This is a genomic window from Sporichthya brevicatena (genome assembly GCF_039525035.1).
Lineage (GTDB): Bacteria > Actinomycetota > Actinomycetes > Sporichthyales > Sporichthyaceae > Sporichthya > Sporichthya brevicatena.
Genome location: NZ_BAAAHE010000019.1, coordinates 35387 through 56142 on the forward strand (window position 1 = coordinate 35387; position 20756 = coordinate 56142).

14 protein-coding genes and 3 rRNA genes are annotated in these 20756 nt (G+C 69.3%); 5 read left to right on the forward strand and 12 right to left on the reverse strand.

What is annotated here, in order from left to right:
* Positions 1-4: 4 nt before the first annotated feature.
* A complete protein-coding gene (locus ABD401_RS12490; RefSeq protein ID WP_344605131.1) occupies positions 5-1255 on the reverse strand; it encodes an HD-GYP domain-containing protein in 1251 nt (416 codons plus the stop codon).
* Positions 1252-2616: an HD-GYP domain-containing protein gene (locus ABD401_RS12495; protein WP_344605133.1), complete on the reverse strand. Its 1365-nt coding sequence runs from the start codon at positions 2614-2616 to the stop codon at positions 1252-1254. Before ABD401_RS12495 ends, ABD401_RS12490 begins: the two co-directional genes overlap by 4 nt.
* A 447-nt stretch (positions 2617-3063) precedes the next feature.
* Here ABD401_RS12495 and ABD401_RS25155 point away from each other — a divergent pair, with 447 nt between their 5' ends.
* On the forward strand, positions 3064-3138 hold the full coding sequence (locus ABD401_RS25155) for a 50S ribosomal protein bL37 (RefSeq protein ID WP_483852918.1): 75 nt from the start codon (positions 3064-3066) through the stop codon (positions 3136-3138).
* A 125-nt stretch (positions 3139-3263) separates the two neighbouring features.
* Here the strand turns inward: ABD401_RS25155 and rsrA are convergent, their stop codons facing one another.
* The 3 genes from rsrA to ABD401_RS12510 all read right to left on the reverse strand — a co-directional run bounded on the left by rsrA (position 3264) and on the right by ABD401_RS12510 (position 4989).
* A complete protein-coding gene (gene rsrA, locus ABD401_RS12500; RefSeq protein WP_344605135.1) occupies positions 3264-3536 on the reverse strand; it encodes a mycothiol system anti-sigma-R factor in 273 nt (90 codons plus the stop codon).
* The gene (locus tag ABD401_RS12505) at positions 3533-4141 is read right to left on the reverse strand and encodes a sigma-70 family RNA polymerase sigma factor (RefSeq protein ID WP_344605137.1); all 609 of its coding nucleotides are present in this window, start codon (positions 4139-4141) and stop codon (positions 3533-3535) included. Before ABD401_RS12505 ends, rsrA begins: the two co-directional genes overlap by 4 nt.
* 167 nt (positions 4142-4308) lie before the next feature.
* Complete coding sequence (locus tag ABD401_RS12510; RefSeq protein ID WP_425566126.1) at positions 4309-4989, reverse strand: alpha/beta hydrolase family protein; 681 nt, start codon at positions 4987-4989, stop codon at positions 4309-4311.
* A gap of 41 nt (positions 4990-5030) precedes the next feature.
* On the opposite strand from ABD401_RS12510, the gene aroA reads away from it, so the two are divergent.
* The 3 genes from aroA to hisN are packed head-to-tail and all read left to right on the forward strand — an operon-like array spanning position 5031 to position 8201.
* Positions 5031-6341, forward strand: a complete 1311-nt coding sequence (aroA, locus tag ABD401_RS12515; RefSeq protein WP_344605139.1) for a 3-phosphoshikimate 1-carboxyvinyltransferase — start codon at positions 5031-5033, stop codon at positions 6339-6341.
* 47 nt (positions 6342-6388) lie between these two features.
* Complete coding sequence (rsgA, locus tag ABD401_RS12520) at positions 6389-7366, forward strand: ribosome small subunit-dependent GTPase A (protein ID WP_344605141.1); 978 nt, start codon at positions 6389-6391, stop codon at positions 7364-7366.
* 31 nt (positions 7367-7397) lie between these two features.
* Positions 7398-8201: a histidinol-phosphatase gene (gene hisN / locus ABD401_RS12525; RefSeq protein ID WP_344605143.1), complete on the forward strand. Its 804-nt coding sequence runs from the start codon at positions 7398-7400 to the stop codon at positions 8199-8201.
* Positions 8202-8871: 670 nt separating this feature from the next.
* Here hisN and ABD401_RS12530 read toward each other — a convergent pair.
* The 7 genes from ABD401_RS12530 to ABD401_RS12560 form a co-directional block, all read right to left on the reverse strand.
* The gene (locus tag ABD401_RS12530) at positions 8872-9891 is read right to left on the reverse strand and encodes an HAD-IIA family hydrolase (protein WP_344605145.1); all 1020 of its coding nucleotides are present in this window, start codon (positions 9889-9891) and stop codon (positions 8872-8874) included.
* Positions 9888-10883, reverse strand: a complete 996-nt coding sequence (locus tag ABD401_RS12535; RefSeq protein ID WP_344605147.1) for a tetratricopeptide repeat protein — start codon at positions 10881-10883, stop codon at positions 9888-9890. Before ABD401_RS12535 ends, ABD401_RS12530 begins: the two co-directional genes overlap by 4 nt.
* A 714-nt stretch (positions 10884-11597) precedes the next feature.
* A 5S ribosomal RNA gene (gene rrf, locus ABD401_RS12540) occupies positions 11598-11714 on the reverse strand.
* A 125-nt stretch (positions 11715-11839) separates the two neighbouring features.
* Positions 11840-14953, reverse strand: a 23S ribosomal RNA gene (locus ABD401_RS12545).
* Positions 14954-15292: 339 nt separating this feature from the next.
* Positions 15293-16809: ribosomal RNA gene (locus ABD401_RS12550) — 16S ribosomal RNA — on the reverse strand.
* Together the 16S, 23S and 5S rRNA genes form the textbook arrangement of a ribosomal RNA operon.
* A 628-nt stretch (positions 16810-17437) precedes the next feature.
* The gene (locus ABD401_RS12555) at positions 17438-18499 is read right to left on the reverse strand and encodes a CNNM domain-containing protein (protein ID WP_344605149.1); all 1062 of its coding nucleotides are present in this window, start codon (positions 18497-18499) and stop codon (positions 17438-17440) included.
* The gene (locus ABD401_RS12560; protein WP_344605151.1) at positions 18496-19881 is read right to left on the reverse strand and encodes a hemolysin family protein; all 1386 of its coding nucleotides are present in this window, start codon (positions 19879-19881) and stop codon (positions 18496-18498) included. The genes ABD401_RS12555 and ABD401_RS12560 overlap by 4 nt, the downstream gene beginning before the upstream one ends.
* Positions 19882-20003: 122 nt before the next feature.
* On the opposite strand from ABD401_RS12560, the gene ABD401_RS12565 reads away from it, so the two are divergent.
* Entirely contained in the window at positions 20004-20663 is a 660-nt protein-coding gene (locus ABD401_RS12565; RefSeq protein WP_344605153.1) for a glycerophosphodiester phosphodiesterase, read from the forward strand.
* The last annotated feature ends 93 nt before the right edge of the window (positions 20664-20756 follow it).

Sequence of the window (20756 nt, forward strand, 5' to 3'; positions counted from 1 at the left end):
CCGCTCAGACCGAGCTCTTCAGGGACCGCTCGACGACGCGGGACAGCGCCGCGACGACGCGCGGGTCGTACTCGTAGGCCATGCCGAGGCGCAGCCGCTCCAGGGCGTCGAGACGGACCCGGGGCGAGGTCGACTCCCCGACCAGGTCGTCGAACGCGTTCGCGGCCTTGATCACCGACGCCCCCAGCGGCAGCGTCGGGTCCAGTGCCTCGTGCGGGCGGCGGTACGGCTCGGTCGAGCGCTCCACCATGTCGGCGACCCGGTCCAGCACGCCGGTGGCGCGGATGACCCGGGCGCCCTCCTCGGCGATCCGGCGCTGCTCCCCCGCGTCGACCATGATCGTCGCGCCGCCCGGGATCGGCTCGGCGAGCGAGAGCTGGCCGAGGTCGTGCATCAGGGCGGCGTACTCCAGGTCGCGCAGGTCGTCGCCGGCCAGGCCGAGCTCGCGGCCGACCGCGAGCGCGAGCTCGCTGACCCGGCGCGCGTGCCCGGTCTCGGTGTACCCGCCGAGCTCGGTGACGCGGGACAGCGACCGGACGGTCTGCAGGTAGGTCTCGCGGATCGCGACGAAGCGCCGGAACGAGAACTGGGTCAGCAGCAGCGGAGCGCAGAACACCGGGATCGCCCACAGATCCATGACGCCGACGGCCAGCGCGATCAACATCCCGGTCGCGCCGATCGCCGAGCCGATGCTCAGCTCGGTGCGCAGCTCGTCCCGCCAGGTGGCGGCCAGCCGGGCGCGTTCGGTCGACGCCCGGCTCAGGGCTGCGAGCAGGGCGTCCAGAACCAGGACGCCGAGCAGGACGCCGATCATCACCACGGCGAGCGCCGGACCGGGTTCCAGGCCCGCCCCGTCGGGATCCACGACCGGGCGGAAGGCGGCGGCCGCCGCGGCCACGACGAGCAGCCGGCGCGCCGCGTCCTCGAGCCCGATCACCCGCCCCGCGGCGGCGTGCGGGAGACCGCCGACGAGGATGCCGATCGCCGCGACCGCGACGACCTGGGACGCCCCGTGCTCGGCCGGGGTGCCCGCCACCTCGGGCAGCAGGCAGTAGGCCAGCGCGCCGGCGACCCCGAGCGGAGCGGCGTCCCGCTCCCCCGGCAGCGTCAGGCGGACCAGTTCACCGAAGGCCACGAACGCGGCGAAGGCCAGCGCCACCCACGGGTCGACGACCCCGACCGCGCCGGTGTGCGCCACCGCGGCCACGACGACGACCGCCGCGACCGGGATCAGCGGCCCGATGTGCGACCTCACCGGTCCTCCCGGATCGGCCGGGCGACCGGCGGCGGCATCGGGGCGGACGTCGGGTCGTCGTGGTCGTACCGGGCGGCGGGGGCGGTGGAGCCGGCGGCGGGCTCGGGCACCTCGGCGGCCGTCCAGCCGTGCTCGGCGATCGCGGCGGCGAACGCCTCGACCATCCGCGCGTCGAAGTGGGTCCCGATGCACCGCTCGAGCTCGGCCATCGCCTCCGCGGTCCCGCGGGCGGGCCGGTAGGAACGGGTGGAGGTCATCGCGTCGAACGCGTCGGCCACGGAGATGACGCGGGCGAACTCGGGGATCTGATCGCCCTTCAGGCCCATCGGGTAACCGCGCCCGTCGACCCGCTCGTGGTGGTGCATGATCCCGTCGTACGCCTCGCGGAGGAACTCGATCTCGCGCACCATCTCGACGCCCCGCACCGGGTGCAGCGCGATGATCTGGAGCTCCTCGGGCGAGAGCGGGCCGTCCTTCTGCAGCAGGCGGGTCGGGACGCCGAGCTTGCCCATGTCGTGCAGCAGGCCGGCGAAGCGGACGAGCTCGACCCGGTCCTCGGACATGTTCAGGCGACGGGCGATCAGCTCGGCCCCGGTCGACACACGCTCGGAATGACCGCGGGTGTAGAGGTCCTTGGTCTCGACGGCGGCGACCAGCGTGCGCACCGTGCGCTCGTAGGCCTCCCGCTCCGCGGCGTACTGGCCGAACGCCCAGCGCGCGACCAGGAGCGGCAGCAGCACGAGCACCGCGGCGAGCGCGCCGACCTCGGTGCTCCAGAGGACGGCCATCATGAGGCCGAACAGGCCGTAGAGCAGGTAGCCGACCAGACCGGTCGACAGCGTGGTCCGCAGACCGTGCGCGAACGGCACGCCCTGAGCCAACGTCAGAACACCGGCCACCAGGCCGGCGTTGACCGCGCAGTAGACGGCCGTCGTCGCGACGACGACGAGCAGGACCAGCGGGAAGTCGTCGCTGCCGAGCTTCTCCTCGCCGCCGAGGGCCGTGTAGACCACTCCGGCGCAGGCCGCGGAGACCGCGAGCTCGGCGGCGTTGAACAGCCGCTTGACCAGAGGCGGCCGCGACGGCTGGTAGGCGGCGCTGGCCAGCGAGACGATCGCGGCACCCGCCGGTCCGAGCAGGATCACGGCGGCGAGCGACACGGGGAAGCTCGCGGACAGCGTCACGCCACGGCCGCGGCCGAGGGAGACGGTGGACAGGGGGTCGAGCACGGCGAACAGCAGGCCGATGACGACCAGGGCCACCGGATCGGTTCCGGTGAGGACCACGGTGGACGCGGCCGCGAGGGCCGCGACACACACCGCGACGACGTAGATCCGCGCACGCCAGGGAAGAGCCGACATCTCCTCCCCGTCCCGTTGGCCGAACCGATTCGGACTCTAACCCCGAACGGCCCGTGGGGAAGGTGCGGATCACACTTTCCGGCTGTTACTCAGGTGGGGTTCAGCCCCACTTCCAGTTCTCCTCGCGCATGACGACCGACACCTCCTTCCGGAGCTCGAACCGGGCACGTCCGACCGACACCAGGCGGTGGGTTCCTACTCCCACTTGGCGGTGGAGCCGGCCGACAGGAACTGCTCGAGAACGGAGCGGAGCTTGCCCATGGGAATTGCCCTTTCATCGGCTGGAGAGCCTCCGGATGGCGCTCCAGTTGATCTTGGAAACGTTCGCACACTTCGAGGCGGAATAGGAGCCTTGGATCGCCCGAACGGGTTGCGGATACCCACGCCCCGTTGCGCGAGACATCCGTGGGACGATGGCTACCGATCCGAGAACGAAATGAGGTCTCCATGGGCAAGAAGGCTCGGCGCCGCAAGGCCCGGAAGAAGTCGAAGTCGAATCACGGTCGGCGTCCCAACGCCTGAGGCCGAACCAACACGCGAAAGGCCCCTGCCGCAATGGCGGCAGGGGCCTTCGTGACTTATTGGAGTGGAGTGCCACTCATTCGTCGGCGGCGCTTCGTGCGACATTCACCGAACGGTGAGATTCGTCAGTCCTCGACGGTGATTTGTACCTGTACCTCGCGGATACGAATCATCACCTTCGACCGCAGGTCCTGAGGCGGCGTCTCGCACCCGCAACTGCGCTTCACGACGTCCTTGACGAGCTGGTCGAGCCCGAACTCCCGCAGGCACGGCTCGCACTCGTCGAGGTGCTCCTGGATCTTCGTGCAGTCCGCCTGATCGAGTTCGTTGTCGATGAACTCGGCCACACGCGCGATGACGTCCGCGCAGGAGGTGAAGTGAGGCAGGCCGGACGTCATGATGCTTCTCCCGTGCCATTGGTGTCGCCGGCCGGGACCAGCCCCCGGTCGCGGGCGTAGTCGGCGAGCAGGTCGCGCAGCTGGCGGCGACCGCGGTGCAGGCGCGACATCACGGTGCCGATCGGCGTCCCCATGATCTCGGCGATCTCCTTGTACGCGAACCCCTCGACGTCAGCGAGGTAGACCGCGATCCGGAAGTCCTCCGGGAGCTCCTGCAGCGCGTCCTTGACGTCCGAGTCGGGCAGGTGCTCCAGCGCCTCGACCTCGGCCGACTTCAGGCCCGAGGAGGTGTGCGACTCGGCCCGCGCGAGCTGCCAGTCCTCGATGTCCTCGGTACCGCTCTGCTTCGGCTCCCGCTGCTTCTTGCGGTACGAGTTGATGAAGGTGTTGGTGAGGATGCGGTAGAGCCAGGCCTTGAGGTTCGTGCCCTCCTCGAACTGGTGGAACGAGGCGAAGGCCTTCGCGAACGTCTCCTGCACCAGGTCCTCGGCGTCGGCCGGGTTGCGCGTCATGCGCATCGCGGCGGCGTAGAGCTGGTCCAGGAACGGCAGCGCGTCGCGCTCGAAGCGCGCTACACGCTGCTCCTGGGTCTCCGTGGCGGTCATCACCGGCGAGCCTATGCCACCCCCGGACGGGCGTGGACGGCATGCGGGGCGATCGAGCACGGCGGCGGTCATAGGGCCCTCCTTCTGCCAAGCACAACCACCGCGGCGCGGGAGGGATTCCCCTGCTCCCCCGTGCCACCCCCGTGCCACCCCGGTGCTGTCGCCGGCTACCCCTGGCCCGGCGACCGGGACGCCGGCAGGCCGTCGAGCCAGTCGGCGACCCCGGCGACGATCAGCTCCAGGGCGCCGGCCTGCCCCAGCGCCGACCGGGCGGGCACCTTGAAGCCGTGGTCGGCGTCGGGGACCTCGACGATCGCGGTCCTGGGCGGGAACTCGGCCGGCCCCCCGAAGCTGTCCTTGCGGCCCTGGACGACCAGCGTGGGGACGCCGGCACCGCGGAGCTCGTCGACGCGGCTGCGCTCCGGCTTCCCGGGCGGGTGGAGCGGGAACGACAGCGCGAGGCAGGCGGTGGCGCCGACGGCCGTGGCGGTCCGGCAGGCCACGCGGGCGCCCGCGGAGCGGCCCCCGACGACCAGCTGGGGGGTCAGCAGCTTCGCGGCGCGCAGATCGGCCAGGACGGCCGTCCAGGCGACGTCGAGCGTCGCCGGCGGGGACGCGACCTTGCGGCCGGCGAGCCGCCAGGGCTGCTCGACGAGGACGACCGTCGTCCCGCGCTCCGGGAGGGCGGCCGCCAGCGCCTGCAGGTCCCGTGCGTCCGTGCCGCCGCCGGCGCCGTGACCGAGCACGAGGGTGCGCGCGGCGCGCTTGCGGCCGCGAACGACGGCCGGGAACACCTCGGCGCTCGCCGGCCCCACCGGGGTGTCGATCCTCCGCACTGGCTCCGGCACCGGCCGACCTCCCGAACTCGCCCCGACTACGCTCACGCACTGTGACAGCTGACGGCACCGACGGGCTCTGGACGGCTCCGCTCGCGGCGGGGCCGGTCTCGGCGACCGTGCAGGTGCCCGGGTCGAAGTCCATCACCAACCGCGCGCTGCTGCTCGCTGCCCTCGCCGACGGGCCCAGCACGATCCGGCGGCCGCTGCGGTCCCGCGACACCGACCTGATGCTCGGCGCCGTCCGGGCCCTGGGCACCGCGGTGCGCGAGGAGCCCGGGGCGGGCGCCGGTCCGGACTGGGTCGTCGAGCCGCAACCGCTGCGCGGCCCGGCCGCGGTGGACTGCGGTCTCGCCGGCACCGTGATGCGTTTCGTCCCGCCGGTCGCGGTCCTCGCCGACGGCGACATCTCCTTCGACGGCGACCCGCGCGCCCGGGAGCGCCCGATGGGCCCGGTGCTGGAGGCGCTGCGCCACCTCGGCGCGGGCATCACCGTCGACGGCGGCGGACCGGACCGGTTGCCGTTCACGGTCGCCGGCCGCGGCTCCCTTCCGGGCGGCAACGTGCAGATCGACGCCTCCGCGTCCTCACAGTTCGTCTCCGGGCTCCTGCTGGCGGCCCCCCGCTACGACAAGGGCGTCGACGTCGTGCACGTCGGCCCGCCGGTGCCGTCGTTGCCGCACATCCGCATGACGATTCTGATGCTCCGTCAGGCCGGCGTCGACGTCGAGGACGAGACGCCGCAGCGCTGGCGGGTGGGCCCGGGTCCGATCCGTGCCCGGGACGTCGACGTCGAGCCCGACCTGTCGAACGCGGCGCCGTTCCTGGCCACCGCCCTCGTCACCGGCGGCGAAGTGACGGTGGGTGGGTGGCCGTCGACCACCACGCAACCCGGCGACTCTCTGCGCGACCTGCTGGCGCGCATGGGTGCGGAGTGCCGGCTCGGCCGCTCCGGTCTGGTCGTCCGCGGCCGCGGGCGCGTCCTCGGCATCGACGCGGACCTGCGCGAGGTCAGCGAACTCGCCCCGACCATCGCCGGCATCGCCGCACTCGCCGACACCCCGAGCACGCTGCGCGGCATCGGGCACATGCGCGGACACGAGACCGATCGCCTCGCGGCGCTCGCGACCGAGATCAACAACCTGGGCGGCGACGTCTCCGAGACCCGCGACGGGCTCCGCATCCGCCCGCGCCCCCTGCACGGCGGCGTCTTCCGCACCTACGCCGACCACCGCATGGCGACGACCGGCGCCCTGCTCGGCCTGGTCGTGCCCGGAATCCAGGTCGAGGACATCGGGACGACGGCGAAGACGCTGCCCGAGTTCGTCGACCTCTGGACCGGCATGCTCGGGGGCGCAGGCTGAACGAACGACGGAACCCACGTCCGGCCCGTCGATTCGACGAGGACGACGTGCGGGTGCGGCCCGGGCGCGGAAGTCGCCCCCGCAGCCGGCTGCGTCCCCGTCACGACGAGGCGGTCGACGGGCGCGTGATCACCGTCGACCGGGGCCGGTTCACGGTCCACCTCGACTCCCCCGGAAAGGGCCCGTCGGTCGTCGGTGCGGTGAAGGCGCGCGAGCTCGGCCGGCGCGGGATCGCGGTCGGCGACCGCGTCGCGCTCGTGGGAGACCTCTCCGGCGGTCCGGACGCGCTCGCCCGCATCGTGCGGGTGCACGAGCGCACCTCGGTGCTGCGGCGCACGGCCGACGACACCGACCCCGTCGAGCGTGTGCTCGTCGCCAACGCCGATCAGCTCGTCGTCGTGGTCGCACTCGCCGACCCGCAGCCGCAGGCGCGCCTGATCGACCGGTGCCTGGTCGCGGCCTACGACGCCGGTCTGGATCCGCTGCTGTGCCTGACGAAGGCCGATCTCGCCTCCCCCGACGAGCTGCTCGCGACCTACGCGGCCCTGGACCCGTCCTACGTGGTCACGACGCGCGGCGAGGAGCCCGCGGCACTGCGCGAGCACCTGCGCGACCGCGTCAGCGTGCTGGTGGGCTCCTCCGGCGTCGGCAAGTCGACGCTGGTCAACGCCCTGGTCCCCGGCACGGACCGCGAGACCGGGGTGGTCAATGCGGTCACCGGCCGCGGGCGGCACACCTCGAGCTCCGCCGTCGCGCTCGAGCTCCCGGAGGGCGGATGGGTCATCGACACCCCGGGCGTGCGCAGCTTCGGGCTCGCGCACGTCACACCGGACCGGATCCTGAGCGCGTTCACCGATCTGCTGCCGGGCACGACGGAGTGTCCCCGCGGCTGCACGCACGACGAACCCGACTGCGCCCTTGACGAGTGGGTCGCCGCCGGGCACGCCGACCCCGCGCGCCTCGACTCACTGCGCCGCCTGCTTGCGGTACCGCAGCGGGGCGACGAGGCCGACCCAGCGACCTGACGAAACGTCAGGCCCGCTACGGTGTCGAGTGATGAGCGACCTCCAGGACAAGTACGCGGACGATCTGAGCCTCGCCCTCTCCCTGGCCGACGCCGCGGACGCGATCACCACCGCCCGGTTCCGCGCCCTCGACCTGCGGGTCGAGTCGAAGCCCGACCTCACGCCGGTCACCGACGCCGACCGCGACACCGAGCAGCACCTGCGGGACCTGCTCGCCGACGCGCGGCCCACCGACGCGGTCCACGGCGAGGAGTTCGCGGACGCCGGGTCCGGCGCCCGCCGCTGGGTGATCGACCCGATCGACGGCACCAAGAACTTCGTGCGCGGCGTCCCGGTCTGGGCGACGTTGATCGCCTTGATGGACGGCGACGACGTGGTGGTCGGCGTGGTCTCCGCACCGGCTCTCGGCCGCCGCTGGTGGGCCGGGACGGGCAGCGGCGCCTGGGCACGCAGCGGGTCGGAGGAGCCGGTGCGGTGCCGGGTCTCCGCCGTCGCGACGCTCGCGGACGCCTCGCTGTCGTACTCGAGCCTCTCGGGCTGGGAGGAACGCGGCCTGCTGCCGGGCTTCCTCGACCTGACCCGCGCGTGCTGGCGGACGCGGGCCTACGGGGACTTCTGGTCCTACGTGTTGCTCGCGGAGGGCACCGTCGACCTGGCCGCCGAGCCCGAGGTCGCGTTGCACGACCTCGCCCCGCTCGCGCTGATCGTGTCCGAGGCCGGCGGGACGTTCACCGACGTCTCCGGGCGGCCCGGCCCCGACGGGGGCAGCGCCGTCGCGACCAACGGTCTCCTCCACAGTGCGGTCCTGGCCCACCTGCAGGCCGACCGGCCGTAGGCGAGCACGAACGGCGCGGACCACAGCGCGGCGAGGTCGAACCAGCCGTAGCCCCCGGCGGCCCCGCTGGGCGGGTTGCCGATGGGGATCAGTCCGGTCGGGTCGTGCGTCGACCACGTCCACGTCCCGGCCCAGGTACCGACCAGCTCGAGGTAGGTGACGATCGCGAACGCGCCCAGGTAGAGCGTCTGCGACCGGCCGAGGAAGCAGAACCCGACCAGGCACAGGTACCAGAAGGCGCCGAGGACGTCGGTCTGCTCGGCCAGGAACAGTCCCCAGGCCGCGAAAGCGCCGCCGGCGAGAACGACACCCGTCCGCAGCCGTCGGTGACAGCGGTGCACCCAGGCCGTCCGTCCGAGCGCGAGCGCGCAGAGGTAGACCAGCCCGTGCCCCGGCGGCACGTACGCCGGCACGTTGTCGAAGCGATAGGTGTAGACGCCGAGCAACGGCGAGAACGTGTACTCCACGGCGGTTGCGAACGCGACCACCACGCCGACCTGCGCGCGGACGAGCGCGCTCTCCCCCGCCAGGAACGCGAGCAGCAGCGCCCAGGTCGCGACGCCGAACAGGCGCTGGGCGGTCAGGCCCCCGCCGCCGAGCACGCTGCCGCCGTCCGCGCAGAGGACGAGCGTGGTCCAGGAGAAGACCGTCGCCGCGATCAGGCCGTTCCTCACGGAGCGCCGGCCGCCAGGCGCACCACGACCTCGGAGGTGTCCACGTCGCCGGGGAAGGACCAGGTGGCGACGCAGGCCGCCCGTAGGGCGTCGACGAGATCCCCGGCGCCGGTCAGCCGCAGCCGGCCGCCCGACACCCGGGCCGTCCACCCGCCGAGCGCGCCGCCGCCGGAGAGGTCCACGTCGGCGTGCGCCGTGAGCAGCCCGCGCAGGTCGGCCGCGAGGTAGGTGGGGCGGCGGCTCGGCGGGGCGGCCAGCAGCTCGGCCGCCCCGGTCACCCCGGTGAGGACGAGCAGGCTGTCGGCCCCCGCGCGCACCGCACCCTCGATGTCGGTGTCGAGCCGGTCGCCCACGATCAGCGGACGTTGCGCCGCGACGCGGTCGATCGACTCCCGGTGCAGCGCCAGCTCGGGTTTGCCGGCGACGAGCGGCTCGGCGCCGCTCGCCAACCGGATGACGTTCACGAGCGTCCCGTTGCCCGGGCCGATGCCACGCGGGGTCGGGATCGTCAGGTCGGTGTTGCTGGCGACCCACGGCAGGCCGGCGCGCACCGCGAACGTGCCCTCGGCGAGCTGTCGCCAGTCGACGGTCGGGTGATAGCCCTGCACCACCGCGCTGGGGCCGTCGTCCGCCGACCGCACCGGGCGCAGGCCCCGCTCGAGCAGCGCCTCCTCCAGCGCGTCGCCGCCGACCACCAGCACCGCCGAGCCCGGGGCGACCAGCCCCGCGACCAGTCGGGCGGCCGCCTGCGCCGAGGTCGCGACCTCGGAGGCGTCGGCCGTGACCCCGAGGTCCGTGAGGTGCTCCGCGACCGCCTTGGGCGCCCGGGAGGCATTGTTGGTGACGAACGCGAGCCGCATCCCGCGGGCCCGCGCGGCGGTCAGGCTCTCCGCCGCGTGGGGCACCGCGTGCGGGCCGATGTAGACGACGCCGTCGAGGTCCAGCAGCCCCGCGTCGTACCGGTCGACGAGCGGCTCCGCGCACCCGCCGGCCAACGGCACCCCCGCGGCGCTCACACGCCCTCCCAGCGCGATCCCCCGCCGTCGTCGGAGAAGAACAACGCGATCTGGCTGAACTCCGCGTCCGCCGCGGGCGGCTCCTCGACCTCGACCTGGGCCGGTGCCGGCGGCTCCTCCACCACGGCCACCGGCTCCGGCTCCGGTTCCGGCTCCGGCGTTGCCGCCAGGGGCTCCGGCTCCGGCTCCGGCTGGCCTACGGGCGCCTCGCCCACGACCTCGAGCTCGACCTCGACGTCGACCACGACAGGCTCGGCGTCCCCGACCTCGGCGTCCCCGACCTCGGCGGCGAACTCGGCGCCTTCCTCGTCCGGGAGGAACACGATCCCGTCGAGCTCAGCCAACCGCTCCGCTGCGTCGGTCAGCCCGTCCGGGTCGGCGGCGGCCGCGCGGCCGTACCAGACCCGCGCCTCGTCCTCCCGCCCGACCGCCTCGAGCGCGGCGGCGTAGGCGAACTTCAGTCGAGCCGACCAGTCCGACGGCCGAGGGTCCGTCAGTTCGGGGCTCTGCAAGGTGACCACGGCCGCTTCGAGCTGTCCGAGGTCGCTCCGAGCACCGGCCGCGACGATGCGCATCTCGACCTTGCCGGCCTTGCTCAGCTTCGCGACCTCGGGCGCCGCGGCCATCTGCAGCGCCTTCTCCGGGCGACCCAGCGCACGCTCGCAGTCGGCCATCATCGGCCAGTGCTCCTGGTCGCCGGAGATCCGCCGCGCGGCCCGCAACTCCGCGAGCGCCTCGGCGTACTTCTCGCAGCGGTAGGCCGCGATGCCGAATGCCTCCCGGATCACCGCCACGCGCGGCCCGTGCTTGCGCGCCGCCTCGGCGTGCGCGTACGCGAGATCCGGCTCCTCGTCGAGGAGTCGCGCCACCATCACCAGATGCTTCGCGGCCGACTCGGCCGCCTCCGCACGCAGCGTCGACAGTTCCCGCACGACCGCCTTGTCGAGTTCCTCGCCCGTGACGTCCGGGGCGACCGCCGGTCCCGCCGGCACCGGCGGGCTCGTCCGACGCTCCGGACGACCGCGCTCACCGTCGGGCCGCGGACCACGCGGACCGTCCGAACGCGGACCACGCGGACCGTCCGAACGCGGACCACGCGGACCGTCCGAACGCGGACCACGCGGACCGTCCGAACGCGGACGACGGGCACCGTCCGAACGCGGACCACGCGGACCGTCCGAACGCGGACTCGGATTCTCCGAACGCGGACCACGCGAGGATTCCGGCCGGGAATCCGGCCGAACCGAACGCGGCGAATCCGCCCGCGAACTACGCGCAGAATCCGGCCGTAAATTACGAGGCGAATCCGGCCGCGAATTACGCGGTGAATCCGAACGGGAATTGCGGGCCGAGTCCGGGCGCGCATTTCCGCGCGGGGAGTCGCCTTCGGGCCGGGGCTTGCGAGGACCGTCGAAGCGCGGCTTGTTCCCACCGGCGCGGGGTCCGTCGGAGCTGCGCGTCGAGTCGGAAGCGGGCCGTGGAGTCGAACCGGGCTTGCGGTTGCCCGTGGGCTTGCCCGTGGGCTTGCCGGTCGGGCGCTGACCCTGGCCCTGCGGCCCGTTGCCACGCCGGGCACCACCGCCCGCATTCCCGCGTCCGCGGGGCGGGCCGTCATTCGCAGCCACTACGACTCCTCGTTCTCACAACTCGACATTCCCGTTAAGCGATAAGGGCCACCCCGCTGGGGTGGCCCTTATCGAAAGAATGTCCGGCGGCGTCCTACTCTCCCACACCGTCTCCAGTGCAGTACCATCGGCGCTGAGGGGCTTAGCTTCCGGGTTCGGAATGGAGCCGGGCGTTTCCCCCTCGCTATGACCGCCGAAACTCTATTGAGATGTATGGGCGCTCTCCTCAAATTTCGAGGGAGCGGCGACCGTATCTCGGGAACCGCACAGTGGACGCGTAGCAAAAATCTCGATCTCTCGCCGTTGCCGGCGGAGAAGAGTGAGTGGTCAAGTCCTCGGCCTATTAGTACCGGTCAGCTTCACACGTTGCCGTGCTTCCACATCCGGCCTATCAACCCAGTCGTCTAGCTGGGGGCCTTACCAGGTTAACCCTGTGGGAGACCTCATCTTGAAGCGAGCTTCCCGCTTAGATGCTTTCAGCGGTTATCCCTTCCGAACGTAGCTAACCAGCCGTGCTCCTGGCGGAACAACTGGCACACCAGAGGTTCGTCCGTCCCGGTCCTCTCGTACTAGGGACAGCCCTTCTCAAGTCTCCTGCGCGCACAGCGGATAGGGACCGAACTGTCTCACGACGTTCTAAACCCAGCTCGCGTACCGCTTTAATGGGCGAACAGCCCAACCCTTGGGACCTACTCCAGCCCCAGGATGCGACGAGCCGACATCGAGGTGCCAAACCATGCCGTCGATATGGACTCTTGGGCAAGATCAGCCTGTTATCCCCGGGGTACCTTTTATCCGTTGAGCGACGGCGCTTCCACAAGCCACCGCCGGATCACTAGTCCCAGCTTTCGCTCCTGCTCGACATGTCTGTCTCACAGTCAAGCTCCCTTGTGCACTTGCACTCGACACCTGATTGCCAACCAGGCTGAGGGAACCTTTGGGCGCCTCCGTTACATTTTGGGAGGCAACCGCCCCAGTTAAACTACCCATCAGGCACTGTCCCTGATCCGGATCACGGACCGAGGTTAGATAATCAGTACGATCAGAGTGGTATTTCAACGTTGACTCCACCCGAACTGGCGTCCGAGCTTCACAGTCTCCCACCTATCCTACACAAACCGAACCAATCACCAATACCAAACTATAGTAAAGGTCCCGGGGTCTTTCCGTCCTGCTGCGCGTAACGAGCATCTTTACTCGTAGTGCAATTTCGCCGGGCCTGTGGTTGAGACAGTCGAGAAGTCGTTACGCCATTCGTGCAGGTCGGAACTTACCCGACAAGGAATTTCGCTACCTTAGGATGGTTATAGTTACCACCGCCGTTTACTGGCGCTTAAGTTCTGAGCTTCGCCCCGAAAGGCTAACCCGTCCCCTTAACGTTCCAGCACCGGGCAGGCGTCAGTCCGTATACATCGTCTTGCGACTTCGCACGGACCTGTGTTTTTAGTAAACAGTCGCTTCTCGCTGGTCTCTGCGGCCGTACGGAGCTCAGGGAGCAAGTCCCATCACCCCACGCGGCCCCCCTTCTCCCGAAGTTACGGGGGTATTTTGCCTAGTTCCTTAACCACAGTTCGCCCGATCGCCTTGGTATTCTCTACCTGACCACCTGAGTCGGTTTGGGGTACGGGCCGCCATGACACTCGCTAGAGGCTTTTCTCGGCAGCATAGGATTATCCACTTCGCCTTACGGCTCGGCATCGGGTCTCAGGCTATGTGAGATGCGGATTTGCCTACATCTCGCCCTACACCCTTACCCCGGGACAACCATCGCCCGGGTTGGACTACCTTCCTGCGTCACCCCATTGCTTGCCTACTACCGAATTGGGTCACCGTCTCCACCATTGACTCCGAAGAGTCGCCGGCTTCAAGGGCTTAGCATCAACGGGTTCAGCATTGGCGCATCATAGCGGGTACGGGAATATCAACCCGTTGTCCATCGACTACGCCTGTCGGCCTCGCCTTAGGTCCCGACTTACCCTGGGCGGATTAGCCTGGCCCAGGAACCCTTGGTCATTCGGCGGAAGGGTTTCTCACCCTTCTTTCGCTACTCATGCCTGCATTCTCACTCGTGTGGCGTCCACGGCTGGGTCACCCCGCCGCTTCACTCGCCACACGACGCTCCCCTACCCATCCAGCCACCTGGACCACGAAGGCCTGGCTTACGGCTGAATGACACAGCTTCGGCGGTGTGCTTGAGCCCCGCTACATTGTCGGCGCGGAATCACTTGACCAGTGAGCTATTACGCACTCTTTCAAGGGTGGCTGCTTCTAAGCCAACCTCCTGGTTGTCTCTGCAACTCCACATCCTTTCCCACTTAGCACACGCTTAGGGGCCTTAGCTGGTGTTCTGGGCTGTTTCCCTCTCGACTACGGAGCTTATCCCCCGCAGTCTCACTGCCGCGCTCTCACTTACCGGCATTCGGAGTTTGGCTGATTTCAGTAAGCTTGTGGGCCCCCTAGACCATCCAGTGCTCTACCTCCGGCAAGAAACACGCGACGCTGCACCTAAATGCATTTCGGGGAGAACCAGCTATCACGGAGTTTGATTGGCCTTTCACCCCTACCCACAGCTCATCCCCCAGGTTTTCAACCCTGGTGGGTTCGGTCCTCCACGCGGTCTTACCCGCGCTTCAACCTGGCCATGGGTAGATCACTCCGCTTCGGGTCTAGAGCATGCGACTATGGCGCCCTATTCGGACTCGCTTTCGCTACGGCTTCCCCACACGGGTTAACCTCGCCACACACTGCTAACTCGCAGGCTCATTCTTCAAAAGGCACGCGGTGACGGCCGTACAGCAAGCTGCACGACGACGCTCCCACGGCTTGTAGGCACACGGTTTCAGGTACTATTTCACTCCCCTCCCGGGGTACTTTTCACCTTTCCCTCACGGTACTTGTCCGCTATCGGTCACCAGGGAGTATTTAGGCTTAGCGGGTGGTCCCGCCGGATTCACACGGGATTTCTCGGGCCCCGTGCTACTTGGGATATCACTCCGGAGTCACAAACATTTCGGTTACAGGGGTGTTACCTTCTGTGCCGGCCCTTTCGCATGGCCTTCACCTATGAATGTGATTTCTTACTCCGTGTCAGACCGGCAGATCTGACCGAATGGTCCCACAACCCCGGATACGCAACGCCTGCCGGCTATCACACGTATCTGGTTTGGCCTGTTCCGCGTTCGCTCGCCACTACTGACGGAATCACTGTTGTTTTCTCTTCCTGTGGGTACTGAGATGTTTCACTTCCCCACGTTCCCTCCGACTGCCCTATGTGTTCAGGCAGTGGTGACAGGACATGACTCCTGCCGGGTTTCCCCATTCGGAAATCCTCGGATCACAGCTCGGTTGGCAGCTCCCCGAGGCTTATCGCAGCCTCCTACGTCCTTCTTCGGCTCCTGGTGCCAAGGCATCCACCGTGCGCCCTTACTAACTTGGCCACAAAGATAAGATGCTCGCGTCCACTGTGCAGTTCTCAAGGTACGGGCGATCCCGCCGGCTTCCTCGCCGTGTACTCCGACCAGCGGAGCCTTACGTGCGTGCCTGGCGGCCCGAAAAGGAGTGGGTGAATACCCGCCCCTTCAGGACCCAACAGCGTGCCTGGGCCGGCTTCCTCTCCGACGCCCGTTCCACTCCGCACAAGGCGGTTGTACTTGGGGTTGGTGAGGTCACCGGCCTACTGGTCAATGTTCCACCCATGAGCAAACCACCGTGGAACGTGCGTCCACTGAAGTGGCTCTGGCCGGCCACCCGAGGGGTGGTCGGCAGATGCTCCTTAGAAAGGAGGTGATCCAGCCGCACCTTCCGGTACGGCTACCTTGTTACGACTTCGTCCCAATCGCCAGTCCCACCTTCGACGGCTCCCTCCACAAGGGTTGGGCCACCGGCTTCGGGTGTTACCGACTTTCGTGACGTGACGGGCGGTGTGTACAAGGCCCGGGAACGTATTCACCGCAGCGTTGCTGATCTGCGATTACTAGCGACTCCGACTTCATGGGGTCGAGTTGCAGACCCCAATCCGAACTGAGACCGGCTTTTTGGGATTCGCTCCACCTTGCGGTATCGCAGCCCTTTGTACCGGCCATTGTAGCATGTGTGCAGCCCAAGACATAAGGGGCATGATGATTTGACGTCATCCCCACCTTCCTCCGAGTTGACCCCGGCAGTCTCCTATGAGTCCCCGCCATTACGCGCTGGCAACATAGAACGAGGGTTGCGCTCGTTGCGGGACTTAACCCAACATCTCACGACACGAGCTGACGACAACCATGCACCACCTGTATAGGGCCCTTGCGGACCTGACATCTCTGCCAGTTTTCCCTATATGTCAAGCCTTGGTAAGGTTCTTCGCGTTGCGTCGAATTAAGCCACATGCTCCGCCGCTTGTGCGGGCCCCCGTCAATTCCTTTGAGTTTTAGCCTTGCGGCCGTACTCCCCAGGCGGGGCGCTTAATGCGTTAGCTGCGGCACGGAGATCGTGGAAAGATCCCCACACCTAGCGCCCAACGTTTACGGCGTGGACTACCAGGGTATCTAATCCTGTTCGCTCCCCACGCTTTCGCTCCTCAGCGTCAGTATCGGTCCAGAGACCCGCCTTCGCCACCGGTGTTCCTCCTGATATCTGCGCATTTCACCGCTACACCAGGAATTCCAGTCTCCCCTACCGCACTCTAGCTAGCCCGTATCCACTGCAGGCTCGGGGTTGAGCCCCGAGTTTTCACAGCAGACGTGACAAGCCGCCTACGAGCTCTTTACGCCCAATAATTCCGGACAACGCTTGCACCCTACGTATTACCGCGGCTGCTGGCACGTAGTTAGCCGGTGCTTCTTCTGCAGGTACCGTCACTTTCGCTTCGTCCCTGCTGAAAGAGGTTTACGACCCGAAGGCCTTCGTCCCTCACGCGGCGTCGCTGCGTCAGGCTTTCGCCCATTGCGCAATATTCCCCACTGCTGCCTCCCGTAGGAGTCTGGGCCGTGTCTCAGTCCCAGTGTGGCCGGTCGCCCTCTCAGGCCGGCTACCCGTCGTCGCCTTGGTAGGCCGTTACCCCACCAACAAGCTGATAGGCCGCGGGCCCATCCCTAGCCGAAAAACTTTCCACATCGAGCGATGCCGCTCGATGTCATATCCGGTATTAGCTCCGGTTTCCCGGAGTTATCCCAGAGCTAGGGGCAGGTTGCCCACGTGTTACTCACCCGTTCGCCACTGATCCCCACCCGAAGGTGGTTCACCGTTCGACTTGCATGTGTTAAGCACGCCGCCAGCGTTCGTCCTGAGCCAGGATCAAACTCTCCGTTGATGTCTTTTAGTTGTGGCTTCCCGGCGAAGGGGAGCCACTGACACAACAAAGTGTCCTGGCAGTCGAGATCTGACCCACTGACGAAGTCAGCTCGACAACCAAAGGAATCCGTTTTCGCTTCAGATCACCAGGGCCGGATGGACCTGGCGAAGCCTGAAGCCAACGGGGTTATTTGGCATTGACTTTCGGCACGCTGTTGAGTTCTCAAGTTGCGAATGCTCACCGAGTTCGGTCTCTCGACCTGCGTCAGGGCAACTCGCCTAACCTACACATCGATTGGATCGCCGTCAAATCGAGCGGTTTTCCAATCCCTTCCCGCGCGCCGAAATCGACCGGCTCCGGTTTCCCGGATCGGTCTCCGACGTTCGGGGAGGTTCACCCTGCGGACCGGCCACCGAGACTCGGTGTCCGTTGCTCCGTGCGGGGCGACGTCGAGAACATTAGGGAACCCCTCCGAGGGAGTCAAATCGGGAAACCCATTTCCGGTGTGACGCGCGCCGCGAGGTGCGTTTGCGCAGGTCAGAGGCCGGTTTTCGCGATCATGCACCTGACGCATCGTCAGCGTTTCCGGGTCCTCACCGCTCCTCGAGGGCGCCGGCCGGCTCTGGACGCGGGCCGATTTTTCGGGTTAAGCCGGACGAGTCGGAGCGCCGGCCCGGATCAGGGCCACGACGACGTCGTCGAGGGTGAGCACGCCCTCGACTTCCCGGCCCTCGACTCCCCCGGACCCGACTCCCCCGGCCCCGACGACGGTCGCCATCGGGGCGCGATCGCCCCGCAGCTGGGCCAGGACGTCGGGCAGGGGGGTGTCGGAGGCGACGGACGGCATCGGACGGACCGCGGGTGCGATGGGGACCCCGCCGCCGAGGTCCCCCGCGACCAGGAGGTCCTTGGCGTGGACGTAGCCGATCGGGACCCCGGCGCCGTCCAGCACCGGGAAGCGCATGTGTCGGGTGCGCGCGGCCAGCGCCTCGAGCTCGGCCGCGGAGGCGCCCTCCGCGAGCGTGTGGAGGCGTTCGCGCGGGATGCGCACGTCCGCGGCGGTCATGGCCGTGAAGTCGAGGGCCCGGGCCATGCGCCCGTACTCCTCGTCGTCGATCAGTCCCTCGCGATGGGACTCGGCGGCGATCTCGGCGACCTCGTGCAGGCCGTACGCGCTGTCGACGTGGTCGGACGGCCGGATCCGCAGCGCCCACATCACCGCCGCCGCCATGCCCCGGACCAGCGCGAGCACGACGGAGAACGCGCGCGAGAACGTCGCGAGCGGTGGTCCGAGCAGCACCGCGGCACGGTCGGGCACGGCCAGCGTGAAGTTCTTCGGGACCATCTCGCCGATCAGGACGTGCGCCAGCACGACCAGCAGCAACGCCACGGAGAACGCCACCGGGTGGACCGCGCCGTGCGGCAGACCCGCGTCCTCGACCGGCCCCTCCAGCAGGTGCGCGATCGCGGGTTCGGCCAGGGCGCCGAGGCCGACCGAGCAGATCGTGATGCCCAGCTGGGCCCCGGCCATCATCTGCGGCAGCCGGTCCATCGCGGCGAGCGTCCGGACGGCCCGCCGGGAGCCGGCGTTGGCGGCCGGCTCGACCTGCGAGCGCCGGGCGGAGACGAGCGCGAACGAGGCGCCGACGAAGAATGCGTTGGCCAGCAGCAGGACCAGCGCCGCGACGATGCCGCCGGTGCCGCTCATGAGCGCGCGCCCTCACGGCCGGTGGCCGCCTCGGCGCCGTTCCCGGGCTCGGGCGGGGCGTCGGGGTCGACCGGTTCCGCCGGCCGGATCTCGACGCGGTCGACGCGGCGGCCGTCCATCGTGAGGACGGTGAGATCGACGCCCGCGACGGTCACCGTGTCCCCCGCGACGGGCACGCGGCCGAGCGTCGCGAGGACGAGGCCGCCGAGCGTCTCGTAGACGATCCCGCCGTCGGGGATCTCGACACCGGTCAGCTCACGCACCTCGTCGGGCCGGAGCAGGCCGGAGACCACCCACGGCTCTCCCGGGTCGTGCGGGCCGGACTCGGGCTCCCCACCGCTGTCGGGGTCGTGCTCGTCGACGACGTCGCCGACCAGCTCCTCGACCAGGTCCTCCAGGCTCACGACGCCGTCCAGCCCGCCGAACTCGTCGAGCACGATCGCCAGCTGGGCGGACTGCCCGAGCAGGCCGGCGAGCAGGTCGTCGACCGGCAGGACGGACGGCACCAGGTGCGGTTCGGTGGCGATCCGGCCCACCGGCGTGGTGTCCCGGGCCGCGGCGGGGACGGCGAAGGCGTCGAAGAGGCTGACCACGCCGCGGACGTCGTCCACGGTCGCGCCGACCACCGGATAACGGGTGCGGCCGGTCTCGCGAGCGGTCTCCAGCAGCTCGGTGACCGTCGCCGTGGCCGGCACGGTGGACACGCGGGTCCGCGGGGTCATGACGTCGGAGGCGCGCAGGTCGTCGAAGGTCAGGACCTTGCGCAGCAGGTCCGCGGTCGGCTCCTGGAGCGTCCCCTGCTCGGCCGAGCGCTGGACGAGGAAGACCAGCTCCTCAGGGTTGCGCGCGTGCGCCAGTTCCTCGGTCGGCTCCACCCCGAACGCACGGACCACGCGGTTGGCGACGACGTTCAGGCCGCCCGACAGCGGCTTGGTCGCCAGCGTGAAGATCCGGATCGGGCGCTGCACGAAGCGCGAGACCGGTTCGGGGTGGGCGAGCGCGATGTACTGCGGCACGAGCTCGCCGAGCACCATCGTCACGATCGTGGCCAGCGTGAGCGCGACCACGGCGCCGACGCCCTCGGCCGCCTTCTGCGAGAGCCCCGCGTCGGTCAGCGGACCGTCGAGCAGTTCGGAGATCGCCGGTTCGGCGAGGAAACCGATCGCGAGGTTGGTCAGCGTGATGCCGACCTGCGCGCCGGACAGCTGCGTCGTCAGCCCCTGCAGTGCGGCGAGGACGCCCTTCGCGCCGCTGTCACCGTCGCGGGCCTTCTGCTCGATCGCCGTGCGGTTGACCGAGAGGAACGAGAACTCGGCCGCGACGAACACCCCGCACGCCAGGACCAGGGCGAACGCAGCCAACAGCGCGAGCGTCTCGTTCACGCCGCGTGCTCGCCTCCCGTGCCACGACCCGGATCCCGGGTGCAAGTCTGTCCTACCCCGTCCGCGTGCACGTGCGGCGCGCGGGGCGGCGGCGGATCTCGACCCTCGCGGAGGTTGGCACAGTGCTCGCGATCGCTCACCGGACCCCACCCGCGCCGACCGGCATCGCCGCCCTGACCGCGGCCGGCGCGACGGTGTTCGAGATCGACGTCCAGGAGATCGGCGGCGAACTCGTCTGCTCGCACTTCCTTCCGATCTCGCCCCTGCTCCCCCGCGTGCGCCGGGACCGGGTCCGGTTCACCGTGCGGCGCCGGGGCGCGTCGGAGGTGGCGCTCGCGGCAACGGTGGCCGCCCTGCCCGCGGAGGCGGAGGTGCTGATCGACCTCAAGGTCGACCGGGGGCCGGCCGCACACGCCCTGATCGAGCGACTGTTCGAGGTCGGGCCGGACCCCGCCCGGTGCTACGCGAGCACGAAGGGCTGGGAGACCCTGCCCGCCCTCGCCGCCGGCGGCTACCGGACCTGGCGCACCATCGGCGACCCGGCGGCGCTGCGGGCCGCGCTGGCGATGGACCGCATCCCCGACTACGCCGTCACGGTGAAGCACGGCCTGCTCACCGCCGGCGTCCTGGCCGCCCTGCGGGACCGGGTCGACCGCGTCATGTGCTGGACGGTGAACGACGTCACCCGGGCCCGGACGCTGATCGACCTCGGCGTCGACGGCATCACCTCGGACTCGCTCGACGTCCTGCGCCTGGTCGGGACGCACGGTCGCAACGCCTGACCCCGCCGCCGACGGCCCCGAGAACAGAGCTGCTCCCGGGCCGAGGCCCGGGAGCAGCAGGTCCGCCGTGGCGCGATGGTCGCCTCGCGGCGC